Here is a 25,228-nt window from a genome sequence, read left to right as displayed (position 1 = left end):
ATGTCACAAAAAATATTATTAGATAAAATCAATGTTCCGGGTATTAAAACCTACGAAGTTTATCGCCAAAATGGTGGTTATGCCTCTGTAGAAAAAGCTTTGAAAACACTTACACCGGACGAAGTGGTTGAAGAAGTAAAAAAATCAGGACTTCGTGGTCGTGGTGGTGCAGGTTTCCCTGCCGGAATGAAATGGAGTTTTATTGATAAAAAATCAGGAAAACCGAGACATTTAGTGTGTAATGCCGACGAGTCTGAACCGGGAACTTTCAAAGATCGTTATCTGATGGAATTTATTCCTCACTTATTGATCGAAGGAATGATTACCTCGAGTTTTGCCCTGGGCGCTAACCTTTCGTATATCTACATTCGTGGAGAATATATGTGGGTTTTCAAAATATTAGAAAGAGCGATCGCCGAAGCTAAGGCTGCCGGATGGTTAGGAAAAAATATATTAGGAACAGGTTACGATTTAGAATTACATGTTCACTGTGGAGCCGGAGCTTATATTTGTGGAGAAGAAACTGCACTTATTGAGTCACTGGAAGGTAAAAGAGGAAACCCTCGTATCAAACCACCATTCCCGGCGGTTTCAGGTCTTTGGGCAAATCCAACCGTAGTAAACAATGTGGAGACTATCGCAACTGTGCCGTGGATCATCAACAATTCAGGAGATGATTATGCTAAAATCGGAATTGGTCGTTCAACAGGAACCAAATTAATCTCAGCTTCAGGACACATCAAAAATCCTGGCGTTTACGAAATTGAATTGGGTTTAAGTGTTGACGAATTTATGAATTCTGATGAATATTTAGGCGGAATGTCTTCGAGCAGACCTTTAAAAGCGTTTGTACCAGGAGGTTCTTCAGTGCCGATTTTACCAGCTGAATTGATTTTTAAAACAGCAAATGGTGAAGACCGTTTAATGACTTACGAATCTTTAAGTGATGGTGGTTTTGCTACCGGATCGATGTTAGGTTCCGGAGGATTTATTGTTTACAACGACACCGCCTGCGTGGTAAGAAACACCTGGAATTTTGCCCGTTTCTACCACCATGAATCCTGCGGACAATGTACACCTTGCCGTGAAGGAACAGGCTGGTTAGAAAAAATATTGTGGAGAATCGAAAACGGTCAGGGCCGTGAAGAGGATATCGAATTATTGTGGAGCATTCAAAGCAAAATTGAAGGAAACACAATTTGCCCACTTGGTGATGCCGCTTCCTGGCCGGTAGCAGCAGCGATTCGTCACTTCAGAGATGAGTTCGAATATCACGTTCGTTTCCCTGAAAAAATAAAAAACAGAGATCACTTTGTTGCTGAGCCGTTCTCGCAAGTGAAACATTTAGTAGGCAGACAAACAGTTTAAAAATAGTTTAAAGTTTCAAGTTTTTTTTAGTTTCAATACCGATAGCTATCGGCACTGAAACTTGAAACCTGAAACTAAAAAAACAAAATTAAGAGATGAAAGTAACCATAGACGGTCAAAGTATAGACGTAGAACCAGGAACAACGATCCTGCAGGCTGCACGTATGATTGGAGGAGATTTAGTTCCGCCAGCCATGTGCTATTACTCAAAATTAAAAGGCAGCGGCGGTAAATGTCGTTGTTGTTTAGTTGAAGTTTCCAAAGGAAGTGAAGCTGACCCAAGACCAATGCCAAAGTTAATGGCTTCTTGTGTAACAGGATGTATGGACGGAATGGAAGTGAACAGTAAATCTTCGGACAGAGTAACGGAAGCCCGTAAATCTGTAACTGAGTTTTTACTGATCAACCACCCATTAGACTGTCCGGTTTGTGATCAGGCAGGAGAATGTGACCTTCAGAACTTAAGTTTTGAGCACGGAAATCCGAAATCACGTTTTATTGAAGAAAAAAGAACATTCGAGCCCGAAGATATCGGTCCGCATATTCAACTTCATATGAACCGTTGTATCTTATGCCAAAGATGTGTCCAAGTGGCAGATCAATTGACAGACAACAGAGTTCACGGTGTATTAGATCGTGGCGATCACGCTAATATTTCTACCGGAATTTCTAAAGCTATTGACAACGAATTCTCCGGAAACATGATCGACGTTTGCCCTGTTGGAGCCTTAACAGACAAAACTTTCCGTTTCAAATCCAGAGTCTGGTTCAACAAACCTTACAATGCACACAGAGAATGTACTACTCCGGGATGTTGTGGAAAAACAACTGTATGGATGTTTGGAGGAGAAATTCAACGTGTGACTGGCCGTAAAGACGAATATCATGAAGTGGAAGAATTTATTTGTAATTCTTGCCGTTTCGACCACAAAAATGTAAACGACTGGACGATTGAAGGACCAAGAGAATTTGAAAAAGATTCTGTGATCAATCAAAACAACTATACTCAGAAATTAGAAAAAGTAGAAATCGATACTGAAAAAACGATTCTAATGGGTAGAGATATTGACCGTAAAAAAATCAGTATGGCTGAAATTCCGTTAAACACTAACAATCAAAACTCTTAACGATGGTAGATGGTGCATTTATTATAGAAAAAAGTGTTGTAATTGTTGTGGTTTTTGCCGTAACAATGATTATGGCGATGTATTCTACCTGGGCTGAACGTAAAGTAGCCGCTTTTTTACAAGACCGTGTCGGACCTAACCGTGCAGGTTGGGGAGGTTTATTACAGCCTCTTGCTGATGGTATGAAATTATTCTCCAAAGAAGAATTCTTCCCGAATACGCCTAACAAGTTCTTATTTGTGGTAGGTCCGGCAATTGCCATGAGTACTGCCTTAATGACCAGTGCCGTAATTCCGTGGGGCGATCGCTTACATATTTTTGGCAGAGATGTTCTTTTGCAGGCTACGGATATCAATATCGGTTTATTGTATTTCTTCGGAGTTGTATCTGTGGGAGTTTACGGTATCATGATCGGTGGATGGGCCTCTAACAATAAATTCTCATTGATGGGAGCCGTTCGTGCTGCTTCTCAAATGGTTTCTTACGAAGTTGCGATGGGATTATCGATGATTGCATTATTGATGATGACCGGAACTTTAAGCTTAAAAGAAATTTCTGAGCAACAGGCAGAATGGCATTGGAACATATTATACCAGCCTTTATCTTTCCTGATTTTCCTAATTTGTGCTTTCGCAGAAACCAACAGAACTCCTTTTGATTTGGCGGAATGTGAATCTGAATTAATTGGTGGTTACCATACAGAATATTCATCCATGAAAATGGGATTCTACTTATTTGCTGAATATGCCAATATGTTTATCTCTGCTACTATTATATCTGTATTGTTTTTCGGAGGTTACAACTATCCGGGTATGCAATGGATGGTAGAAAATGTGGGTGTAAATACCGCTAACCTTTTGGGAATTGCAGTATTGTTTGTAAAAATATGTTTCTTCATATTTTTCTATATGTGGGTGCGTTGGACAATTCCAAGATTCAGATACGATCAATTGATGCATTTAGGATGGAAAATATTAATTCCGCTGTCGATCATCAATATCATGATTACCGGAGCTGTTATTTTAAGAAGTGAAATTGCAGCCTTTTTAGGTTTGTAATACCGAGAGCCCTAACCCTGATCATAGCAGGATTAAGCTTCAAATAAAATAAAATAGATTTTGAATTTGTTTCGTACAACTTGGAAATCATAAATCATACGTTAAAAAATGTCAATAGAAACTATATCATTATCGGGTAGAAAAAAGATGGTCTCCAATAAGGAGATGACCTTTTTGGAACGATTGTATCTTGTAGCGATTGTAAAAGGATTATTTATTACGGTAAAGCACTTGTTCAGAAAAAAAGTGACGATCCATTATCCGGAACAAATACGTGAAATGAGTCCTGTATACCGTGGTCAGCACCAATTGAAACGTGATGAGCAAGGTCGTGAAAACTGTACAGCCTGTGGATTATGCGCTTTGTCATGTCCTGCTGAAGCCATCACCATGAAAGCTGCCGAGCGTAAAGCAGATGAAAAACATTTGTACAGAGAGGAAAAATATGCCTCAATTTACGAAATCAATATGCTTCGTTGTATTTTTTGCGGCTTATGTGAAGAAGCCTGTCCAAAGGATGCCATTTATCTGACTACTTCTAAAGTTTTGGTCCCTTCAAGTTACGAAAGAGAAGACTTCATTTTTGGAAAAGACAGATTAGTGATGCCTCTTGACGTGGCGATCAAAAATGCTCAACTTAATAATGCTAACTAAATGATACATATTCCTGATTTTGCACACGCAACTACTGTACAAATTATATTTTGTTTCTTAGCGTTTATTACGGTGATCACCGCTTTCCTGACCATTTTTAGCAGAAACCCGATTCACAGTGCTATCTATTTAGTAATTTGTTTCTTTTCGATTGCTGGTCATTATTTATTATTAAACTCTCAATTTTTGGCTATCGTACATCTTATTGTATACTCCGGGGCTATTATGATTTTGTTCCTGTTTACGATCATGTTAATGAATCTAAACGAACGCCATCAGGTGCACAGACCCAGAATTACACGTTTGGGTGCCATAGTTTCTTTCTGTTTGATTTGCATCGTACTGATTGCAATCTTCATTAACTCGAAACCAATTGTCGGAGCGTATGATTCTACCGGTGAGGATTTTCAATCGATAAAAGTACTGGGTAAAATATTACTGAACGAATATATGGTTCCGTTTGAATTTGCATCGATCCTGCTTTTGGTAGCGATGATTGGAACTGTATTATTGTCTAAAAAAGAAAAATTAAATAAATAATGGGTAATATATTAAATCAAATAGGTATTGAAAATTACATCTTTTTAAGTGTTGTACTTTTCTGTATTGGTATTTTTGGTGTATTGTACAGACGAAATGCTATCATCGTTTTTATGTCTATCGAAATCATGCTGAATGCGGTTAACCTTTTATTTGTAGCTTTTTCAACCTATCATCAGGATGCACAGGGACAAGTTTTTGTTTTCTTTTCGATGGCAGTTGCTGCGGCTGAAGTTGCGGTAGGATTGGCTATTTTAGTTTCGATCTTTAGAAATTTAGGTTCGATTAGTATCGATAATTTAAAAAATTTAAAAGGATAAATGGAAATGAATACCAATTTAGCTTTAGTTTTAGTATTAGCTCCTTTTTTAGGATTTTTAATCAATGTCTTCTTTGGAAAAAGTTTAGGCAAAACAGTTTCCGGTATTATCGGAACGGCTGCAGTAGTAGTTTCTTTTGCGGTTACACTTTTCTTTTTCTCTCAGATTACACAAACCAAACAAGCCATTCAGATAACTTTATTTGACTGGATTCAGATTAGCAATCTTCATATTAATCTTGGATTTTTATTAGATCAGTTGTCCTTATTATGGTTGCTTTTTGTAACCGGTATCGGATCATTGATTCATTTATATTCTATCAGCTACATGCACGATGATGAGAATATGCATAAGTTTTTCTCTTATTTAAACTTGTTCGTGTTTTTCATGATTACACTTGTAATGGGAAGTAACTTATTGGTTTTATTTATCGGTTGGGAAGGTGTTGGACTTTGTTCGTACTTATTAATTGGATTCTGGTATAAAAACCAGGATTACAATGATGCTGCGAAAAAAGCATTCATCATGAACAGAATCGGAGATTTAGGTCTTTTAATCGGTATGTTTATTATTGGTTCCATGTTCTCTACTTTAGATTATGCGACTTTAAAAACGGCAATTTCGGGAGCAACTACCTTAAATATTCCATTGCTTTCATTAGCTGCCTTGTGTTTATTTATTGGGGCTTGTGGTAAATCTGCACAGATTCCTTTATACACCTGGTTACCGGATGCGATGGCAGGACCAACTCCTGTTTCTGCGTTGATTCACGCTGCAACGATGGTGACAGCAGGTATCTTTATGATAACGCGATTAAATTTTGTATTTGATTTAGCACCGGATGTTCAAACCGTTATTGCTGTTATTGGAGCTGTGACTTCATTAGTTGCTGCAACCATTGGCTTGGTTCAGACAGACATCAAAAAAGTATTGGCTTACTCTACCGTTTCCCAATTAGGACTAATGTTTTTAGCCTTAGGATTTGGTGCTTATGAAGTAGCTGTTTTCCACGTAATCACACACGCTTTCTTTAAGGCTTGTCTATTCTTAGGATCAGGATCTGTAATTCATGGTTTACATGGCGAGCAGGATATGCGTAAAATGGGGGGTCTGCGTAAAGCAATGCCTGTTACTTTCTGGACAATGATGATTTCTTCATTAGCCATTTCAGGTTTCCCTTTACTTTCAGGTTTCTTCTCTAAAGATGAAATTTTAATGACTGCTTTCCACCACAGTATTCCCTTATATGTGGTTGGCTCTATTGCTTCTATCATGACTGCTTTTTATATGTTCCGATTAATGTTCCTGACTTTCTTTAAAGATTTCAGAGGAACTGAAGAACAAAAACATCATTTACATGAAAGCGACGGATTAATTACGTTCCCATTGATGATTTTGGCAATTTTAGCTGCTTTTGGCGGACTTATCAGTCTTCCTGGAAATAGTTGGTTAAATGAATATATGGCTCCGCTTTTTACGAAAGCGGCAGGCGAAGAACACCATCTAGGAACAACGGAATATACTTTGATGGGTGTTGCAGTTGCAGGCTGTTTATTAGGTATGTTGATCGCTTACATCAAATACTTCAAACAGGATAATGTTCCGGAAGCTGACGAAAACATCACCGGATTGACTAAAGTTTTATACAACAAATATTATGTAGATGAAATCTACGATGTTGTATTCGTGCGATCTGTAAATGTGTTATCACGATTTTTCAGGGATTACATCGAAACCGGTTTATCTGCCTTTGTTTTCGGACTGGGTAAAGTAACAAATGAAATAGGTTTTCAGGGTAAAAAATTACAAAACGGAAGTATCGGATTATACCTTTTTGCTTTTGTTTTGGGTCTTTGTGCCATTATTTCCTATATATTTTTAGCTCAATAATTTTATAACTATGAACGTTTCTCTTATATTAATTATTCTTTTAATTGGTGCATTTGCCACTTATTTTGTTGGTGACAAACTTGCTTCAAAAGTAGCCTTGTTCTTTAGTTTAGCAGCTTTGGGCTGTTCGCTGGTTTTATTAAGCCATTTCAATGCGGGCGAAAACATTAGCTTAATCAATGCCTGGATTACCCAGCCCAAAATCTCATTTGTTTTAAATGCAGACGGTCTGGCAATGGCAATGCTTTTGTTAACGGTAGCTTTAACCCCAATCATTATATTCTCTTCTTTCGGAAATGAATATAAAAATGCAAAAGGTTTTTATGCTTTAATTTTATTTATGGCCTTTGCTATGACAGGAACTTTCCTGGCAGCAGATGGTTTATTATATTATATTTTCTGGGAATTATCCCTTATTCCAATCTATTTTATTGCGCTGATCTGGGGTAACGGAGATGCTGAGGAACGCAGAAAAGCAGTGGTTAAATTCTTTATTTATACACTTGCAGGTTCCCTGTTTATGCTGGTTGCTTTCATTTATTTATATCAAAAGGCAGGAAGTTTCCTGATTGAGGATTTATATAAATTGAATTTATCTGCAACAGAACAGCTTTGGATCTTCCTGGCTTTCTTCTTAGCCTATGCCATTAAAATTCCGATCATTCCTTTCCATACGTGGCAGGCAAGCGTATACCAAAAAGCACCAACTGTTGGAACCATGCTTTTATCCGGTATCATGCTAAAAATGGGATTGTACAGTGTCATCCGCTGGCAATTGCCAATTGCTCCCCTTGCGGCAAAAGAATATATGAATATTTTTATCGCTTTAGGAATTGCGGGTGTAATCTATGGTTCTATTGTAGCTTTAAGACAAAAAGATCTGAAGAAATTATTAGCCTATTCTTCTCTGGCTCACGTTGGATTAATTGCTGCCGGAACTTATACCTTAACCATTGATGGTTTACGTGGAGCTGTGCTGCAAATGATCGCTCACGGTTTTGTTGTAGTCGGATTATTCTATGCTGCCGAAATTATCTTCAGAAGATTTGAAACCAGACAAATTTCTGAGTTAGGCGGGATCCGCATACAGTCTCCGAAATTTACTTCAATGTTTTTAATTTTAGTTCTGGCCTCAGTCGCATTGCCAAGTACTTTTAATTTTGTTGGAGAATTCACCGTTTTATATAGTCTTTCACAGATTAATGTATGGTTTGCTGTTTTAGGCGGAACCACCATTATCCTTGGAGCGTATTATATGCTTAAAATGTTTCAGAATGTTATGTTGGGCGAAGCCAATTCAAAAACATTTGCCGATGTTACGCTTAATGAAGGAATTTCTCTGGTTGCGATTATTGCTGTTTTGATTTTCTTCGGATTCTATCCAAAACCAATTACAGATTTGATCACACCAAGTTTAGAGACTATTTTAAACGTTATCAATAAAAATTAATATTTTAAATAAAAATAAATTAGGGCATCATTAGTTTTAGATTTCCTAAATCAAAAAAACAAAAATGAATACATTAATAGCTATAACGGGATTGGGTATTTTCTGCCTATTGTTTGAAATTCTTAATTTAAGGAAAGCCATTGTTCCTTTTACCATTGTTGGACTTTTGGGAGTTTTGGCACTTAATTTTTATGAATTCGGTTCGACAGGAAGTTATTACAATAATATGATCGAAGTGAGTAAGTTTTCTACTGCTTTTTCATCTTTATTTATTGTGCTGACTATTTTCTTAGTAGCCTTAAGTCATAATTTTTATGAAAATCATCAAACCAAAATTTCCGATTTTATTGCTATAAAAGTATTTTTATTAGCAGGAGGTGTAGCGATGGTCTCTTTTGGAAACCTGGCTATGTTTTTCTTAGGAATTGAAATATTATCCATCGCTTTATACATTCTTGCGGCAAGTGATCGTCTGAACCTAAAAAGTAACGAAGCCGGTATGAAGTATTTCTTAATGGGATCCTTCGCGTCAGGAATTATTTTATTTGGAATCTGTTTGATTTACGGAGCAATGGGAAGTTTTGACGTTGTTGAAATACATGAAAGTTCTTTATCTGCAGAGCTGCCAATCTGGTTTCCAATCGGAATGGTTTTGGTAGTCATCGGAATGTTATTTAAAGTAGCTGCCGTACCTTTTCATTTTTGGGCTCCGGACGTTTATGAAGGTTCTCCGGCGTTAACAACAGCTTTAATGAGTACTTTGGCAAAAGTTATTGCTATAGCAACTTTATACAAATTAGTAAGCGCCTTAAATTTAATCCCTTCACTTGAAAATCAGGATCTGTTGGGAACCTTTGAAATAATTGTTGTAATTGTATCGATGGCTTCTATGACTGTCGGTAATATTATGGCCTTGCGTCAGGTGAATGTAAAACGTATGCTGGCATTCTCCGGAATTTCACATGCAGGATTTATGTTAATGACTTTATTAAGCATTGCCACCTCAGCAGGTGTTTTATTGTATTATACTGCTGCTTATGCTTTGGCCGGGATTGCTGCTTTCAGCGTAATCTTATATGTTTGTAAAAACAAGCATAACGAAGACATTACGAACTTCCACGGACTAGGAAAAACAAATCCTTTATTGGCTGCTATACTGACAGGTTCATTATTGTCCATGGCCGGAATTCCAATCTTTTCAGGATTTTTCGCTAAATTATTCTTATTCAACGAGACTATTCAGGCAGGATATATTGCTTTGGTTATCGTAGCAGTGATCAACTCTATTATTAGTGTTGGCTATTATTTCAAACTAATTTTAGCCATGTATTCAAAAGAGCCAAATGAAGAGCGCACTGGGAAGCCTTTCCTTATTTACGCTGTTGCCATCGTTTCTATTGTTTTGAATATTGCTTTAGGTTTATTCCCTTCTTTAGTTTTAGATTTATTGAAATAGAAATTTCAATCTCAACATATCAAAATCCATCAGCATTCACTGATGGATTTTTTGTTTTAACACACCTTTATTCAGAAGAAAAAATCATGTTAAAAAAAATACAGAAACAATTCCACTTCAAAAAAACTCCATATATTTGAATACAATTAAAAGTATTAGAACTATGAACTTCAATTCAAAAAATCCTTTTTTAAGCAACAAGCGTTTTTCATCAAATGCAGTTTCAAAAGCTGAAGAAGTACACCATGCACAGATTATTGACTATAATCAGGAAATGACTTTATCGGGTACTATTAATAAGACGGCTATTTTATTTTTAATCTTATGCGGCTCATCCCTAATAACGTGGTGGATGGCTTTTAACGGAATGAATGTAATGTTACCGGCAATTGGCGGTGCTGTTGTTGGACTTATCCTGGTTATCGTTTCTGCATTCAAACCACAGGCTTCTCCTTATTTAGCGCCAGGTTATGCCTTGTTTGAAGGTCTGTTTATAGGTGGAATTTCTGCCATTTTTGAAGCCAGATATCCGGGAATCGTTATCAATGCGGTTGGAGCAACCCTGGTTACTTTTTTAATTTGTCTGGGACTATACAAGTTTAAGATTGTAAAAGTGACGGAACAATTTAGATCAGTCGTTATTGCAGCAACCTTAGCGATTGCAACCTATTACCTGATTTCATGGGTGGTATCCATGTTTACCAACTTTACTCCTGTTCATCACGGAAATTCATTAATGAGTATCGGAATCAGCGTTTTTGTAATTATTATAGCAGCCTTAAATATATTCCTGGATTTCGACCAAATCGAAAAAGGAGTACAACAAAAAATGCCGAAATTTATGGAATGGTACGGCGCAATGGGATTAGTGATCACGCTGGTTTGGTTGTATATCGAATTCCTGAGATTACTTTCAAAATTATCGAGCAAAGATTAATTCTTTAATTATACCCTCATAAAAAAGTCCTTTTGAAATTCAAAAGGGCTTTTTTTATACTTAAAATCTAAAACTGATTCCCTCTTCTGTTTTTTCAATTATCGGAATAAATTTACGCTCTTTTGAATGAAATCGCCACAACATATTTCCTCTTTTTGGTGTGAAAATACAGATGAGTATCCTTCAAAAATCCATTTTCAGAACGATATTCACCTTCATTTTAAATTAAAATTGACCTCAGCCTTCCATTTTGACAGTGAAAACCTTCTTCAATTTTTTAAATTTAACAGTATTTTTCTTTTTATTTAAAAAAATTATAACTGGCTAACATTTTAACTTCTTACATTATTTTTTTAATGGTGCGGCTTTTCTAAAATTTAAAAAGTGTAGTAAAAATAAGACTTCATGAAGAATTCTTCAAATATGTAATAAATTACAATTAATGCAATTTATTACATATTAAATATTTAAAAGCTATTTTTTTTATTATAAATTCTTTTTTAAAACTATTTTATTTTGAATATCGAAATTTTATATATTTTTGTGTAATCGATTACAATTAAAATTGTTTTCGATACTAAAAACCACAAAAAAATCACTTTTGATTATTTACTAACTTTAAAAACTAACCACAATGAAAAAAAACTTACTTTTTCTGGCTGCTTTTCTCTTAGCAGTTCAGACATGGGCACAACAAATTCAAATTACTGAATCTTCCGGCTGGCTCGAATCAGCATTTGTAAAATGGCAGCCTGTTAGCAATGCCCAAAGTTACAATGTGTATTACACGGGTCAGGGAATTACGGATCAAAAAATAGACGACCAACTGATCAGAAGTTATGGGAGTTATTTCCGTGCTGACATTCCGGGTCTTAAATCAGGATCTTACACTGTAAAAGTAAAACCGGTAATTTCAGGAACCGAAGGGACGGGAAGCACAACAGGTACTTTAACCGTCGTAGCTCAGGATCGTAACGGATTTGCTTTTGACAGCGGAAGAGTTCCGGGAGGATACAAAATTGACGGTACTCCAAAAGATAATGCCGTAATTGTTTACATTACGCAGAACACCAAAAATACGGTTTCCCTTGATATTACAGGAGCCAGCGCAAATCCTTGTGTTGGACTGCAAAATATTTTGTATGCGATAAAAAAAGGGAAAGATACACGCCCTTTTATTTTTCGACTTATCGGAAACATTACTGATTTGACCGTCATGGAAGGAGGCGACATAGTAATAGAAAATGCGAATAATGCTTCCAGTTATGTCACTTTTGAGGGTGTTGGAACCGACGCTGTTGCCAATGGCTGGGGAGTTCGCCTTAAGGCAGCTTCCAACATTGAAGTAAGCAATCTGGGTTTTATGAATTGTAACAGTACTGCCGGAGATAATGTCGGAATGCAGCAGGATAACGACCACATCTGGGTGCACAATTGCGATTTATTCTACGGAAATGCGGGCAGCGACGCCGATCAGATAAAAGGTGATGGTGCCCTCGACAATAAAACCTCAACCTACATTACCTTATCCTACAACCACTTTTGGGATAACGGAAAAGCGAGTTTATTAGGATTAAGCGAAGGAACAACAGCCGGTTTATATATTACGTACCATCACAACTGGTTCGACCACTCGGATTCACGTCATCCGCGTGTGAGATATTACTCGGCTCACATTTACAACAATTATTTTGATGGTGTTGCCAAATACGGTTCGGGTTCCACTTTAGGTTCTTCCCTGTTTGTAGAAGGCAATTATTTCAGAAACAGCAAACATCCGATGCTTACTTCACTTCAGGGCACTGATATCTGGGACGAAGCTAATCAGGTCAATAATGCCGGAACAATGGGTACATTTTCTGGTGAAGCCGGAGGTTCTATCAAAGCGTTCAACAATACTTTCGATGCTGATATTGCGACTAACAACATGCGTTTTGTTGCCTATGGAGATACTAATCCTCTTTATAATATTTCCGGCAAAATCAGTTCAACGACCGACTTTGATGCTTATGTAGCCTCATCAAGAGGTGAAGTAGTGAGCAGTACTGTGAAATCAAAATCAGGCGCCAATACTTATAACAATTTCGATACTAATGCTGCACTTTATATTAAAAACCTAACGGTAGAACAACCTGCTTCAGCCAAAACCAAAACCATTCAATATTCAGGGCGTGTTTCCGGTGGTGACTTAAAATGGACTTTTAACAATGCAACTGATGACACATCGTCTCTTGTCATTACAGCATTAAAATCAGCCCTGACTAACTATACAGGTACATTAGTTTCTGTACAGGGCGAATCAAATCCTCCGACCGGTTCACAAACGCTAAGTTCAGGTTCAAACAATAACCAATCCGTAACAAGCGGTTCGGCTATTGGCACGATCGTATTTACCTGGGGAGGAACTGCTACAGACGCAACGGTGACAGGATTACCTGCGTCCGGAATTAGTTTTGTCAAAAATACGACAGCCAAAACCATTACGATTACGGGAACACCGACCGCAACTGTATCCTATTCGATCGCAACAACTGGTACTGCAGGTTCACCGGCAACAGGATCCGGAACTATAACCGTAACTACAGCAGGAAATCAAACACTGACTTCAACAACCAATAACAACCAGACTGTGACAAGCGGTACAGCAATTGGCTCTATTGTTTTCACGTGGGGTGGCAACGCAACAGACGCCACAGTAACCGGTTTACCTGCATCAGGAATTAGTTTTGTAAAAAATACGACGGCCAAAACCATTACGATTACCGGAACACCGACCGCAACTGTATCCTATTCGATCGCAACAACCGGTACTGCAGGTTCACCGGCAACAGGATCCGGAACTATTACGGTAACCACTGGCGGAGGTTCTTCCGGAAATCAAATACATAATTTTACAACATCAGGAAAAACAAGTTCTTTTTATACCATTACAGGAAACATGAACTCTACCGCCGGATCTGTAACTTATGCCGGATTGACCTTAACAGCGCGTTTAAAAATTGAATCCAGTACTTCTATAACGTATACTACAACCGCCGCTTCAACTTTAACTTTGGTATTTGATTCCAATTTTACCGGAACAATAAAAGTAAACAATGTATCGTATACTGCTACTGCCGGAATTGTTACAGCTTCCATTCCTGCCGGGACAAATACGATCACCAAAGGATCAGTTGCTAATTTATTTTATATCAGTACAGTCTATAGCGGTGGAACTTTACGCGTAGCACAAAATGAAGCAAAACAAACTGAAACTGTAAAAACAACAGTATATCCTAATCCTGTTTCAGAAACCTTATACGTATCAAATTCAGGGCAATCAATAGAAAAAATTGAAATTTATAATATGTTAGCTTCCTTAGTTAAAACTTCCGGAAAAAGCAGTGAAACAATCGATGTTAGTAATTTAAGTCCTGGAACCTACTTTGCTAAAATACATACTTCAGAAGGCACTTTTAGTCAGACGATTATAAAGAAATAATACCATAACTTCTTATCAAAGAAAAAGGCTTCCATTTTTGGAAGCCTTTTTTAGTTTAAATCAAAATATTACAAATCAAATTTTATTCCCTGTGCCAATGGCAGGCTGGTGGTATAATTGATCGTATTGGTTTGACGTCTCATGTATATTTTCCAGGCATCCGAACCTGATTCGCGACCGCCTCCGGTTTCTTTTTCTCCTCCAAAAGCACCTCCGATTTCAGCTCCTGAAGTTCCAATATTTACATTCGCAATTCCACAATCTGATCCTGTAACCGAAAGGAATCTTTCTGCTTCACGCAAATTATTCGTCATAATTGCGGAGGATAATCCTTGTGCTACTCCGTTTTGAAGGTCAATTGCATTTTCTACATCTCCTGAATATTTCACTAAGTATAAAACCGGAGCGAAAGTTTCGTGCTGTACAATTTCAAATGAATTTTCAGCTTCTGCAATTGCCGGTTTAACATAACAGCCGCTTTCGTAACCTTCGCCTGAAAGCACTCCGCCTTCTACCAGAATAGTTCCGCCTTCGGCAACTACTTTATTCAGTGCCTGTGCATACATTGCTACGGCATGGGTATCAATTAGCGGTCCGACATGGTTATTTTCGTCAAGCGGATTTCCGATTCTTAATTGTTTGTACGCCGCTACCAGAGCATCTCTTACTTTATCATAAATACTTTCGTGAATGATTAGTCTTCGTGTTGAAGTACAACGTTGTCCTGCAGTACCTACAGCTCCGAAAACAGCTCCGATCACGGTCATTTTGATATCAGCATCCGGAGTAACGATAATGGCATTATTACCTCCTAATTCCAATAACGATTTTCCTAAACGACCTGCAACAGTCTGTGCCACGATTTTTCCCATTCGGGTGGAACCTGTAGCCGAAATTAAAGGAATACGGGTATCAGCGGTCATTAGTTCTCCTATTTTATAATCGCCATTGATCAGACATGAAATTCCTTCCGGCAAATTATTTTCTTTGATTACCTGTGCCATAATATTTTGACAGGCAATTCCGCAAAGTGGTGTTTTCTCTGAAGGTTTCCAAACGCATACATCTCCGGAAATCCACGCCAAAGCCGTATTCCATGCCCAGACTGCCACCGGAAAATTAAAGGCGGAAATAATTCCAACAACTCCCAAAGAGTGGTATTGCTCATACATACGGTGTCCCGGTCTTTCAGAATGCATCGTCAATCCGTGAAGCTGACGTGATAAACCTACTGCAAAGTCACAGATGTCAATCATTTCCTGTACTTCGCCGTAGCCTTCCTGAAGTGATTTCCCCATTTCATACGAAACCAATTTACCAAGTGCTTCTTTGTTCTGACGTAATTTCTCTCCAAACTGACGCACAATTTCACCACGCTGCGGAGCCGGAATTAATCTAAAAGTTTTGAAAGCTGCTGTTGCCGACTTCATTACTTTTTCATAATCTTCAGCCGTTGACATTTTTACGGAAGCAATTAATTTTCCATCCACCGGTGAATAACTTTCCAGGATTTCTCCCGATGAAAAGTTCTCTAAACCGGTAGATGTTCCTTCATTTATTGTTTTGATGCCCAATTTTTCCAGAGCCTCATTCATTCCAAATTGTGATGCTATTGTTGTCATTGTAACTTTTTTAGTTAAAATTGTTATATTTTTTTTGTAAAGATATTGTTTCGAGTTGAATTTTGATTTAATTATGTTGTTAAAAACAAAGTAAATTTAGCGTTATTAAATAGGAATTCTAAAAGTATGTGGCAATTTATTGCCATTATTTAATGAAATTTGCATCATCAAATTATTTAGACATGACATTTTTCAATAAACTTCTGATCTGTTTTCTTTTATTATCCGGTTCCGCTTTTTCTCAAAAACTACAACAAGCCGCTTTTCAGGTGGTTCCTTTAGGAGTAAAAGGAGGCATTGATGAAAAAAACCTGTCGGCTTATTTGCTGGCTCCGGTAAAAACCAATGATTATATCTGTCTTGATGCCGGAACTGTAAATGCCGGAATCGAAAAAGCCATTGAAAAGAAAACATTCAAAATATCCATCAGCGAGGTCTTACGAAAATACATCAAAGGGTATTTGATTTCCCACGCCCATTTGGATCATGTATCCGGTTTGATTATTAATTCTCCTGCTGATTCTTCAAAAACTGTTTATGCCACTGGTAAGTGTATGGAAATGATGGAAAACCATTATTTCAACGATCAGACGTGGGCTAATTTTGGTGATCAGGGACCCGGATTTCCTTTGAAAAAATACCATTTTCAGACTTTAGCTCCTAACGAAGAAACTCCTGTTACCAATACCACAATGGCCGTAAAAGCTTTCCCATTAAGCCATGTCAATCCGTTTGAAAGTACTGCTTTCCTGATCAGAAATGGTGATAGTTACGCTTTGTATTTAGGAGATACGGGACCGGACGAAGTCGAAAAAAACACTCATTTAAAGGAGTTATGGACGGCGATTGCTCCACTAGTTAAAAATAAACAACTGAAAGGAATTTTTATTGAAGTTTCATTCCCTAACGAACAGCCTGATAAATTCTTATTTGGACATTTAACTCCGAATTACCTAATGAAAGAACTTCATGTTCTGGAAGAACTGGCCGGAAAAGATACTTTGAAAGGTTTTAAAATTATTGTCACCCATTTAAAACCGCCGACCAAAAACATTACTAAAATTAAAGAGCAACTCAAAAGTCAAAATGATTTAGGAGTTCAACTCATTTATCCGGAACAAGGGAAACGTTTTGATTTATAGGAATTATCTAAAACTGACAGGTTTTTGAAACCTGTCAGTTTTGAAATTCGATAGTTTCCTTATTTCTTCGCTATAAACCTGGGATCAGATTCCATAACGGTTCCGCAGTTATCGCAGGTTCTTAATTCTTCTGAATTATAAAAATGTTCGAAATGCGGGAGGAAATCTTTTTCGATATTATGCAATTCAAAATGCACTTCATAAAGTTTATGATTGCAGTTATCACAATGCCAAAGCAAACCGTCTGTATATCCTTTTCCGGCACGTTTACGCTCGATCACCAGGCCAATGGAACCTTCGGAACGAACCGGAGAATGCGGAATTTTAGCCGGATGAAGGTACATGTCACCTGCATTTAAAATCATCTCTTTACGCTCTCCATCTTCCTGGATTACTACTTTTATACTTCCTTCCAACTGGTAAAAAAGTTCTTCGGTTTCGTTATAATGATAGTCTTTTCTGGCGTTTGGTCCTGCAACAATCATGACGATATAATCACCCGAATCAACATAAAGATTTTTATTCCCAACCGGTGGTTTCAATAATTGACGATTTTCCTCAATCCATTTGGTGAGGTTGAAAGGTTTTGCTATTGCCATTTTTGTCCTTAATTTATATAAACGCTAAGTTAGGTAAAAGTTTTCAGTCGCAGTCGCGGTTTACAGCTAAAACTGAGGGTGACAGAAGTTTTCAGTTACAGTCGCAGTTTACAGCTAAAAACTGAAACCGAGACTAGGAATAGTTTTCAGTCGCAGTGGCAGTTTACAGCTTAAAATTGAAACCGAGACTAGGAATAGTTTTCAGTCGCAGTGGAAGTTTACAGCTTAAAAATTGAAACCGAGACTGAGACTGAGACTGAGACTGAAAACTGAAAACTGAGAACTGAGAACTGAGACTGAGACTGAGACTGAAAACTGAGACTTACTTAACTTCTTTTATCAGATAAAGATAAACCGGAAAGTGATCACTGAAACCTACTTCGGTTAAAGTATGCCGTAGCGGATATCCTTTGTATTTTCCGAAGGTTTGAATTAGATAGGGTTTATTGAAAATTCCGGCTTTCCAGAATTTGAAAGAATCAAAGTCCGGTTTTATTAAAGATTCGGAAAGTATAATCTGATCGAAAATATCCCAGGAATCCCTAAAAGCGAGCGTTCCCATTCCCCTGGCCAACATTTCTTCAAACGGATTAAAGAGGCCGAATTCCGGCACTTCCGATTTTTTTGCTTTCGTTCCTAAAGCCACTTTAAAGCTTCTATTATAGGGACCATCATTGAAATCTCCCATTGAAATTACCTTAGCATCGGGATTTATGTGTTGTAAGGAATCGATAATTTTTCGGTTTAAAGCCCCGGCAGCTTCCCGATATTTGCCTGTTGCTTTTTCTCCTCCGGACCGCGAAGGCCAGTGATTGACAATTATACTTATTTCTTCCCCTTCTAAAAATCCCGTGATTAAAAGCTGGTCTCTGGTAAAAACCCGATTGTTGGGAGCCACTACAACCTTTTCTTCCTCTGACTCTTCTTCTACTTTTTCTTCTACTTTTTCTTCTATTACAGTACTCCTGTTTTTATAGATGTTTAACGGGATATTCGAAAAGGAAGTCGGCCTGAAAAATTTCTTCTGATACAATAAAGCAACATCGATTCCGCGTTTGTCCGGAGAGTCAAAATGAATAATTCCGTAATCATAGGGCTGCAATTTGGGCTGTCGGATCAAATCTTCCAGAACGCCCCGGTTTTCAATTTCAGAACCTCCTATCACAACAGGTGCATTGGTGTTTTCAGGAGTTCCGATTTCAGACAAGACCCTCGCAAGGTTCTTTAATTTCTGTCGGTATTTTGCATTCGTCCAGTTTTGAATTCCACGTGGAGTCCATTCATCGTCATTTGTTGCGGGATCGTTGATCGTATCAAAAAGATTTTCAAAATTGTAGAAAGCAACTGTATGTATTTTAAACTTTTTGGGCTGGGCAAATCCGCAGGATAGTACAAAAAAGAAAAACAAAGAAAACCGAATAATAGTATGCATAATACTTGACGAATTTAAAAACCACAAATTAGGAAATTAATTATTTGTAAGAAAATTATATTAATTTATTTTACCATTAATTTTTGTTTCTCTTTAAAATGCTTGTAACTTGCCTGCAAAACCTGACACGCTACCAAATGAAAAAAATATTTGTTTTTGCCTTTTATATTAGCTTTCTAACTTCTTTTTACGGGCAAAAAAACAGTTCGTTTGCAGACAGCATCAGGATAACACACAAAATTCCGGAACTGGCTTATGCGGTTGTCTCTTCAGATTCTGTATTTGAGATTCAGGCTTTGGGTGATCAGCGTTACAATACTTCTTATAAAGCAAAAATCGATGATCGCTTTCGTTTAGGATCCATAACCAAAACAGTTACAAGTTATATCGCAACGCTTTTGGTCAAAGAAGGAAAAATAAAATGGGACACTAAATTTTTTGATTTGTATCCGGAATTAAAATCAAAAAGCAATCCGGCTACTTATGATTTTACCTTGCAGGATTTTTTAACTTTCAGAGCGAATCTCAACATCTGGTCCTATGGAAATGAGACTCCAACCCCTAAAGAAATCAAAGGAAACAACCAGCAGCAACGCTATGAATTTATAGAATGGTTTTTTCAACAAAAGCCAGTTGCAGAACAACAAGAGATCTATTGGTCCAATCCCAGTTATGTTGCAGCCGGATTAATGCTTGAAAAAGCCACCGGAAAAAGCTACGAAACTCTCGTGTACGAGCTCGGAAAATCTTTACAAATTGCTTTTGATTTTGGTCAGCCGAATCTAAAAGACAAAAATCAGCCCTGGGGTCATGATGAAAATTTAAAACCCGAAAAACCGGCTCTGAATTACAAATTAAACTGGCTATCAGCAGCAGGTAATATCAATATAAATTTACCTGATTATTGTAAATTTGCACAACTGCAGCTTCAGGGACTTCTCGGGAAATCAAAACTATTAACGGCTGATGAATTCGAACACATGCATTATGGACTTCCTGAATTTTCTTTTGGATGGCAATCAGAAATCAAAGAAAAAAATCAGTTAAAATATTCCTTTCACAACGGAAATCCCGGAACATTTTTAACCAAAGTGTATCTTTGTCCCGCTATTAATAAAGCTTTCCTTATTTTTGCCAACGTACAATCTGAAGAAGCCGATAAAGGATTAACGCTTCTTCTGGAGGAATTAGAAAAACAATATGGCGGTTAATTTTAGCCAAAATCTTAAAAATAATTTATAATTTTAAGCAAAAGATACTATGAACACGAGCTGCTTTCAACATATAAAGAAACGTTTTACCCTTTGTAAAATCGTATTTCTTACTTTTGCTTTGCAATCATTCACCTGTCAATCCCAACAAAACATGATCACACCACCTTATTTACAAAAAGGAGATACAGTAGCTATTTTAGCAACAGCCAGAAAAAATATAGATGATAATCTTAAACCTACTATCGATTTATTGCACAGCTGGGGTTTAGAGGCCGTAATAGGAAGCACTATAGGCCTTGATGTCAATCAATTGGCCGGGACTGACGAACAACGTGCTGCTGATTTTCAGAAACAATTGGACAATCCAAACATTAAAGCCATTTGGTGTGTCCGCGGTGGATATGGAACGGTGCGAATGATTGATCTTTTGGATTTCACCAAATTCAGACAACATCCAAAATGGATTATTGGATTTAGCGACGTTACCGTTTTGCACAACCACCTGAATACAATGGGCTATAAATCTATACATGGGGTAATGCCGGTAACGATTCCGCGTGCTACTCCGGCCGCTATCAGTTCGATGAAAGCAGCTTTGTTTGGTGAGACTCTATCATACACTGTAGGCCCGGATAAAATGAATCGTTACGGAAAAGCAACCGGAGAATTGGTAGGCGGAAATTTATCCATACTTTATAGTTTGTTAGGATCCCAATCTGCCATAGATTGCAAGGATAAAATTTTATTTATTGAAGATTTAGATGAATATCTGTATCATATTGACCGTATGATGATGAACCTGAGACGCAACGGATGCATCGAAAACCTGAAAGGAATAATTGTTGGTGGGATGACTAAAATGAAGGACAACGAAGTGCCGTGGGGTAAAAATGCCGTTGAAATCGTAGATGATGTCACCCAAAAATATAATATTCCGGTAATTTTCAATTTCCCGGCAGGTCATATTCAGGACAACAGGGCTTTAATCATGGGAAGTACTATTACCATAGAAGTTAATGAATCCGGAAGTACTGTTGTCTTCACCAAATAATGCTTCCCAAACAATTCCTTAAATTAAGGAAGAGTTTTAAATACCACAATATAAATCACGCAAAGTCGCAAAGTTCGAAATGAATTACTTTGCGACTTTGCGTCTTTGCGTGCCATCAAAATTTACAAAAAAATTCCAAACTGAGACTGAAAACTGAGACTGAAAACTGAGACAGAGACTGAAAACTGAGACTAAAAAACCTAAAAAAAAATGGCCGAACACAACGAACTCGGAAAAAAAGGAGAAGAACTTGCCGTAGCCTTCCTTCAGGAAAACGGCTATGAAATTCTGGAGCGCAACTGGACCTTTCAGAAGGCTGAAATAGATATCATTGCCCAAAAAGAAAATATTCTGGCCATAATTGAAGTCAAAACCAGATCCAGTATCGATTTTGGTCTTCCTCAGGATTTTGTTAAACCGAAAAAAATTCAGTTACTGGTAAAAGCAGTAAATGCCTACATAAACTATAGGGAAATAGATTTTGAAGTAAGATTTGACATCATTGCGGTACAAAAAAACAACGAATCATTTGCAATTGAACATCTTACAGACGCTTTTTATCATTTTTAACACAATTTTCTATTGTTATAATTGTAACAAATTGTTTTTTTATTTATATTTGCAGAGTTTTATAACATCGTGCTGTTAACTAAACCAACCAATTACGTTACAAAAAAAAAAAAAAAAAAACTATGAAAACCGTTTCTTCCATTGTAGAAAATTACATTAAAACAAAACCCTTTTTATTGAATGCGTTATCGCTTGGAATCATCAACCTTACCTCTCTGTCCCGGAATATCATGACCGAACTGGAAAGTGAATTTGGTAAAGAAGTAAAACAAGGCGCTGTTGTAATGTCTCTAAAACGACTCACAGAAGAATTGGATTTTAAACTGAACCATAAAATCAACAAAGTCATCAAGAACATTGGGGAGATTACAGTTCGTTCAGAATTAACGGATTACACTTTTGCAGCCTCAGAAACTGTCTTAAACAAACAAGCCGATCTGATATCTGATATTAATGTTTTGTCTGATATTTTTTACACCTCATCCCGCGGTGTAAACGAAACTAATATTGTCGTAAGCAGCAGTGTTAACCATTTGGTTGAAAAACACTTTATGCGTGAAAAACTAATACAGAAATTAGATAATCTTGCTTCCATAACTGTAAAATTACCTAAAGAAAATATTGTTGTTCCGGGTATTTATTACTTTATCTTTCAGCGTCTGGCCTGGGAAGGAATCATTATAAACGAGGTAATTTCGACTTCAAATGAATTCACCATTCTGGTTGGGGAAGATCAGGTTGATGTTGCTTTTAAAGTGATTAAAGATTTGAAAAACTAAAGCTAAAACAACACAAAATTTACCAAAACATAGAATCCTTTTCTCTTTTAAGGTTTAAAAGAGAAAAGGATTTTTAAGTTTATAAACCTTTGATCGCCTTTATTTAGTACACACAAATAAGAATATTCTCAAAAGTATCTTTACGATTAAATTGCAAAACTCAAAAGCGTCAAAATGACACTTGCTTATAAAGAGTGACTTACAGGCGTTTATTCTTCATTTAATAAAAAAACTAACAAAAATTAAGAAATAAGTTTTTTTAGTTATAATTTGTTGAGAATAATATTTTTATATATTTGCCAACCAAGCAAACAATCACACCCCCCATTTAGAGTCATAATATAATTAGAACTAAACAAGACTAATTAAATTAATGTTAGAAGCGAGCAACCATAGCGAAAAATTATTGGTCAGTGAACTCCAAAACGGTAACGAAAAAGCATTTCGTGCCCTTTTTGATTTATACTATCAGGATATCTATGGGTACAGCATCAGTATTTTAAAATCTAAGGAAGCTGCTGAAGAAAATGTTCAGGATGTTTTTATGAAAGTCTGGATGAACCGCGAAAATTTAAATCCGGAACAATCCTTTAAGGCTTATATTTTTACCATTGCCCGAAATCAGGCTTTTAATTTCTTAAATAAAGCAGCAAATGATGTACTGCTCAAAGAAGAGATTTTTTATGAAAGCCAGAAATCGCACGAATACGGAGATTATTCAATTCGGGAAGCCGATTGCAAAAAACTCCGCAAGCAGGCCATGAATCAATTGCCTCCCAAGCGAAAGCAAATTTTTAAAATGTCACGAAAGAAAGGCATGAGTTACGAAGAAATCAGTCAGGAACTCGGCATCTCTATAAATACAGTCAGGAACCAGATGAGCAAAGCATTAGAATCGATGCGGGTCTTTTTTCAGGTTCATGACGAAATTGTCTAAACCAAAAAACCACATTTAACCAATTAAATCACTCTTTCCGGGTGATTTTTTTTTGTTGTAACCGCAAAGGGCTCGAGGGTTGATGCAACGTACAGTAACTTTAAATACAGAGCAATGTGCTTTGTGTATTCAGCAAATGCGATTTCTCCCTTCGTTCGAAATGACAAAACGAGCCGATTATTAAAAAAATTAAAATATTTCATTTATTAAAAAACGCAACAAGAATAGTACTTCAGAAGATTTACGATATTTCAAAAATGTTAAATTTTAAAAATTTACAACGTTTGAGTAGTACTCCCCTTCTTTTCAACTGTATTATATCAGAACCGGACCTAAAACCAATTCGAAATGAATTCAAATTCTGAAATAAAAAGCCTTTTACAAAAATTTGTTTTAAATCAATGTACAGCCGAAGAAACAAATGAGGTAATTGCCTATTATAAAAAAAATAAACTGACGGATGATTTTCCTTCGGTTGAGGATATTCAAGATCTGCTTACCGAAATGCCGAAAATGAATCCGCAAAGGGCTGATGACATTTTCCTGAACATTCTTCAGGCCTCCAAAGAAAATGAAACTACGATAAACATCTCTTCCGGAAAGTCAAATTTCAGAAAGTATATTTCAATAGCTGCTTCCGTAGTGGTTTTATTCGGAATTGGCTTTGCTGTTTACAAACAAAACTTTACTGATAAAACACCGGAACAAAAATTTGATTTTAAAAGCACTGATATTGTTTTACAGTTAGAAGACGGAAATGTTCAGATTATTTCTGAAGATCATTCGGTACAGGTAAGAGATTCAAAAGGAAATATTGTTGGGAATCAAAGTGGAGACAAACTGGTTTATGAAAATAGTTCTGATTTGGAAAAACTATCGTACAACACTATCAAAATTCCATACGGCAAAAAATTTCAGCTGCAATTGTCTGACGGAACTCTTGTTCACCTAAATTCAGGAACTACTTTAAGATATCCGGTAAAATTTATCGCCGGCGAAAACAGACAGGTTTTCCTGGAGGGAGAAGCTTTTTTTGATGTAGCGAAAGATAAAAAACATCCCTTTATTGTCAATGCAGACAAGCTGAACGTCCGCGTTTTAGGAACACACTTCAACGTTTCCAATTATCCCGAAGACCAATCTACAGATGTTGTGCTGGTGGAAGGTTCTGTTGGCATGTACCGCACCAATGAAACATTTAATCCCGATAACAATACCATCCTGAAGCCGGGTTACAAAGGTAGTTTTGACAGAGAAAATGACAAAATATTGACCAAACCCGTATTGACGGATATTTATACTTCATGGATAAATGGCGGTTTGACCTTTAGAAACATGACTTTCAAAAATATCATCACAAAATTAGAAAGACGCTATAATATTACAATCATCAACAAAAATGAAAAGCTGGCGAATGAAAAATTCAATGCTAGTTTTAAAGAGGAATCCATAGAAAAAGTGATGAGTTACTTTAATGACATTCACGGCATTAATTACACGATAAAAAACAATCAGATACTAATTAAATAACCACTAAGCCAATGACAAAACAAAAAGAATTAAAAGAGAGCGAATAAAAAAAATCGGAAAGAGCTGCGAAC

At 36.9% G+C, this 25,228-nt stretch carries 21 protein-coding genes; 18 read left to right on the top strand and 3 right to left on the bottom strand.

Going from position 1 to position 25,228, the window contains the following annotated elements:
• The 11 genes from nuoF to GJU43_RS07510 all read left to right on the top strand — a co-directional run bounded on the left by nuoF (position 1) and on the right by GJU43_RS07510 (position 14,281).
• Complete coding sequence (gene nuoF, locus GJU43_RS07560) at positions 1 to 1,368, top strand: NADH-quinone oxidoreductase subunit NuoF (protein WP_059114698.1); 1,368 nt, start codon at positions 1 to 3, stop codon at positions 1,366 to 1,368.
• Positions 1,369 to 1,463: 95 nt separating this feature from the next.
• Entirely contained in the window at positions 1,464 to 2,495 is a 1,032-nt protein-coding gene (locus GJU43_RS07555) for a 2Fe-2S iron-sulfur cluster-binding protein (protein WP_154340175.1), read from the top strand.
• 2 nt (positions 2,496 to 2,497) lie between these two features.
• Entirely contained in the window at positions 2,498 to 3,553 is a 1,056-nt protein-coding gene (gene nuoH, locus GJU43_RS07550; RefSeq protein WP_154340174.1) for an NADH-quinone oxidoreductase subunit NuoH, read from the top strand.
• A 108-nt stretch (positions 3,554 to 3,661) separates the two neighbouring features.
• Positions 3,662 to 4,207 carry an NADH-quinone oxidoreductase subunit I gene (locus GJU43_RS07545; protein ID WP_154340173.1) on the top strand — a complete coding sequence of 182 codons (546 nt, stop codon included), beginning with the start codon at positions 3,662 to 3,664 and terminating at the stop codon, positions 4,205 to 4,207.
• Entirely contained in the window at positions 4,208 to 4,747 is a 540-nt protein-coding gene (locus GJU43_RS07540) for an NADH-quinone oxidoreductase subunit J (RefSeq protein WP_127338241.1), read from the top strand.
• Positions 4,747 to 5,067: an NADH-quinone oxidoreductase subunit NuoK gene (nuoK, locus tag GJU43_RS07535; RefSeq protein ID WP_017494599.1), complete on the top strand. Its 321-nt coding sequence runs from the start codon at positions 4,747 to 4,749 to the stop codon at positions 5,065 to 5,067. The genes GJU43_RS07540 and nuoK overlap by 1 nt, the downstream gene beginning before the upstream one ends.
• 6 nt (positions 5,068 to 5,073) lie before the next feature.
• Positions 5,074 to 6,957 carry an NADH-quinone oxidoreductase subunit L gene (gene nuoL, locus GJU43_RS07530; protein WP_154340172.1) on the top strand — a complete coding sequence of 628 codons (1,884 nt, stop codon included), beginning with the start codon at positions 5,074 to 5,076 and terminating at the stop codon, positions 6,955 to 6,957.
• Between the two features lie 10 nt (positions 6,958 to 6,967).
• Positions 6,968 to 8,407: a NuoM family protein gene (locus GJU43_RS07525; protein ID WP_154340171.1), complete on the top strand. Its 1,440-nt coding sequence runs from the start codon at positions 6,968 to 6,970 to the stop codon at positions 8,405 to 8,407.
• A 64-nt stretch (positions 8,408 to 8,471) separates the two neighbouring features.
• On the top strand, positions 8,472 to 9,863 hold the full coding sequence (locus GJU43_RS07520; RefSeq protein ID WP_154340170.1) for an NADH-quinone oxidoreductase subunit N: 1,392 nt from the start codon (positions 8,472 to 8,474) through the stop codon (positions 9,861 to 9,863).
• A 163-nt stretch (positions 9,864 to 10,026) separates the two neighbouring features.
• A complete protein-coding gene (locus tag GJU43_RS07515) occupies positions 10,027 to 10,800 on the top strand; it encodes a Bax inhibitor-1/YccA family protein (protein ID WP_154340169.1) in 774 nt (257 codons plus the stop codon).
• Positions 10,801 to 11,434: 634 nt separating this feature from the next.
• Entirely contained in the window at positions 11,435 to 14,281 is a 2,847-nt protein-coding gene (locus tag GJU43_RS07510; protein ID WP_154340168.1) for a T9SS type A sorting domain-containing protein, read from the top strand.
• Between the two features lie 68 nt (positions 14,282 to 14,349).
• On the opposite strand, the gene GJU43_RS07505 is transcribed toward GJU43_RS07510, so the two are convergent.
• Positions 14,350 to 15,903, bottom strand: a complete 1,554-nt coding sequence (locus tag GJU43_RS07505; protein WP_154340167.1) for an aldehyde dehydrogenase family protein — start codon at positions 15,901 to 15,903, stop codon at positions 14,350 to 14,352.
• A gap of 182 nt (positions 15,904 to 16,085) precedes the next feature.
• Between GJU43_RS07505 and GJU43_RS07500 the strand changes: the two genes are divergently transcribed.
• Positions 16,086 to 17,045 carry an MBL fold metallo-hydrolase gene (locus GJU43_RS07500; protein WP_154340166.1) on the top strand — a complete coding sequence of 320 codons (960 nt, stop codon included), beginning with the start codon at positions 16,086 to 16,088 and terminating at the stop codon, positions 17,043 to 17,045.
• Between the two features lie 59 nt (positions 17,046 to 17,104).
• Here the strand turns inward: GJU43_RS07500 and GJU43_RS07495 are convergent, their stop codons facing one another.
• Positions 17,105 to 17,644: a 3-hydroxyanthranilate 3,4-dioxygenase gene (locus GJU43_RS07495; RefSeq protein WP_154340165.1), complete on the bottom strand. Its 540-nt coding sequence runs from the start codon at positions 17,642 to 17,644 to the stop codon at positions 17,105 to 17,107.
• Between the two features lie 322 nt (positions 17,645 to 17,966).
• Positions 17,967 to 19,076: an endonuclease/exonuclease/phosphatase family protein gene (locus GJU43_RS07490; RefSeq protein WP_154340164.1), complete on the bottom strand. Its 1,110-nt coding sequence runs from the start codon at positions 19,074 to 19,076 to the stop codon at positions 17,967 to 17,969.
• Between the two features lie 137 nt (positions 19,077 to 19,213).
• Between GJU43_RS07490 and GJU43_RS07485 the strand changes: the two genes are divergently transcribed.
• The 6 genes from GJU43_RS07485 (at position 19,214) to GJU43_RS07460 (ending at position 25,157) form a co-directional block, all read left to right on the top strand.
• The gene (locus tag GJU43_RS07485) at positions 19,214 to 20,287 is read left to right on the top strand and encodes a serine hydrolase (protein ID WP_195760027.1); all 1,074 of its coding nucleotides are present in this window, start codon (positions 19,214 to 19,216) and stop codon (positions 20,285 to 20,287) included.
• Between the two features lie 154 nt (positions 20,288 to 20,441).
• The gene (locus GJU43_RS07480; protein WP_154340162.1) at positions 20,442 to 21,341 is read left to right on the top strand and encodes an LD-carboxypeptidase; all 900 of its coding nucleotides are present in this window, start codon (positions 20,442 to 20,444) and stop codon (positions 21,339 to 21,341) included.
• A gap of 210 nt (positions 21,342 to 21,551) precedes the next feature.
• The gene (locus tag GJU43_RS07475) at positions 21,552 to 21,911 is read left to right on the top strand and encodes a YraN family protein (RefSeq protein ID WP_154340161.1); all 360 of its coding nucleotides are present in this window, start codon (positions 21,552 to 21,554) and stop codon (positions 21,909 to 21,911) included.
• A 122-nt stretch (positions 21,912 to 22,033) separates the two neighbouring features.
• Positions 22,034 to 22,690, top strand: coding sequence for an aspartate kinase (locus GJU43_RS07470; RefSeq protein ID WP_042564741.1), 657 nt, complete (start codon positions 22,034 to 22,036; stop codon positions 22,688 to 22,690).
• Between the two features lie 373 nt (positions 22,691 to 23,063).
• On the top strand, positions 23,064 to 23,627 hold the full coding sequence (locus GJU43_RS07465; RefSeq protein ID WP_154340160.1) for an RNA polymerase sigma factor: 564 nt from the start codon (positions 23,064 to 23,066) through the stop codon (positions 23,625 to 23,627).
• A gap of 348 nt (positions 23,628 to 23,975) precedes the next feature.
• The gene (locus tag GJU43_RS07460; RefSeq protein WP_154340159.1) at positions 23,976 to 25,157 is read left to right on the top strand and encodes a FecR family protein; all 1,182 of its coding nucleotides are present in this window, start codon (positions 23,976 to 23,978) and stop codon (positions 25,155 to 25,157) included.
• The last annotated feature ends 71 nt before the right edge of the window (positions 25,158 to 25,228 follow it).

The organism is Flavobacterium sp. LC2016-23 (assembly GCF_009674775.1).
In the GTDB taxonomy this organism is placed as follows: Bacteria; Bacteroidota; Bacteroidia; order Flavobacteriales; family Flavobacteriaceae; genus Flavobacterium.
The sequence above is the reverse complement of the archived record's forward strand: the minus strand, read 5'-3'. Positions and strand labels throughout refer to the sequence as shown.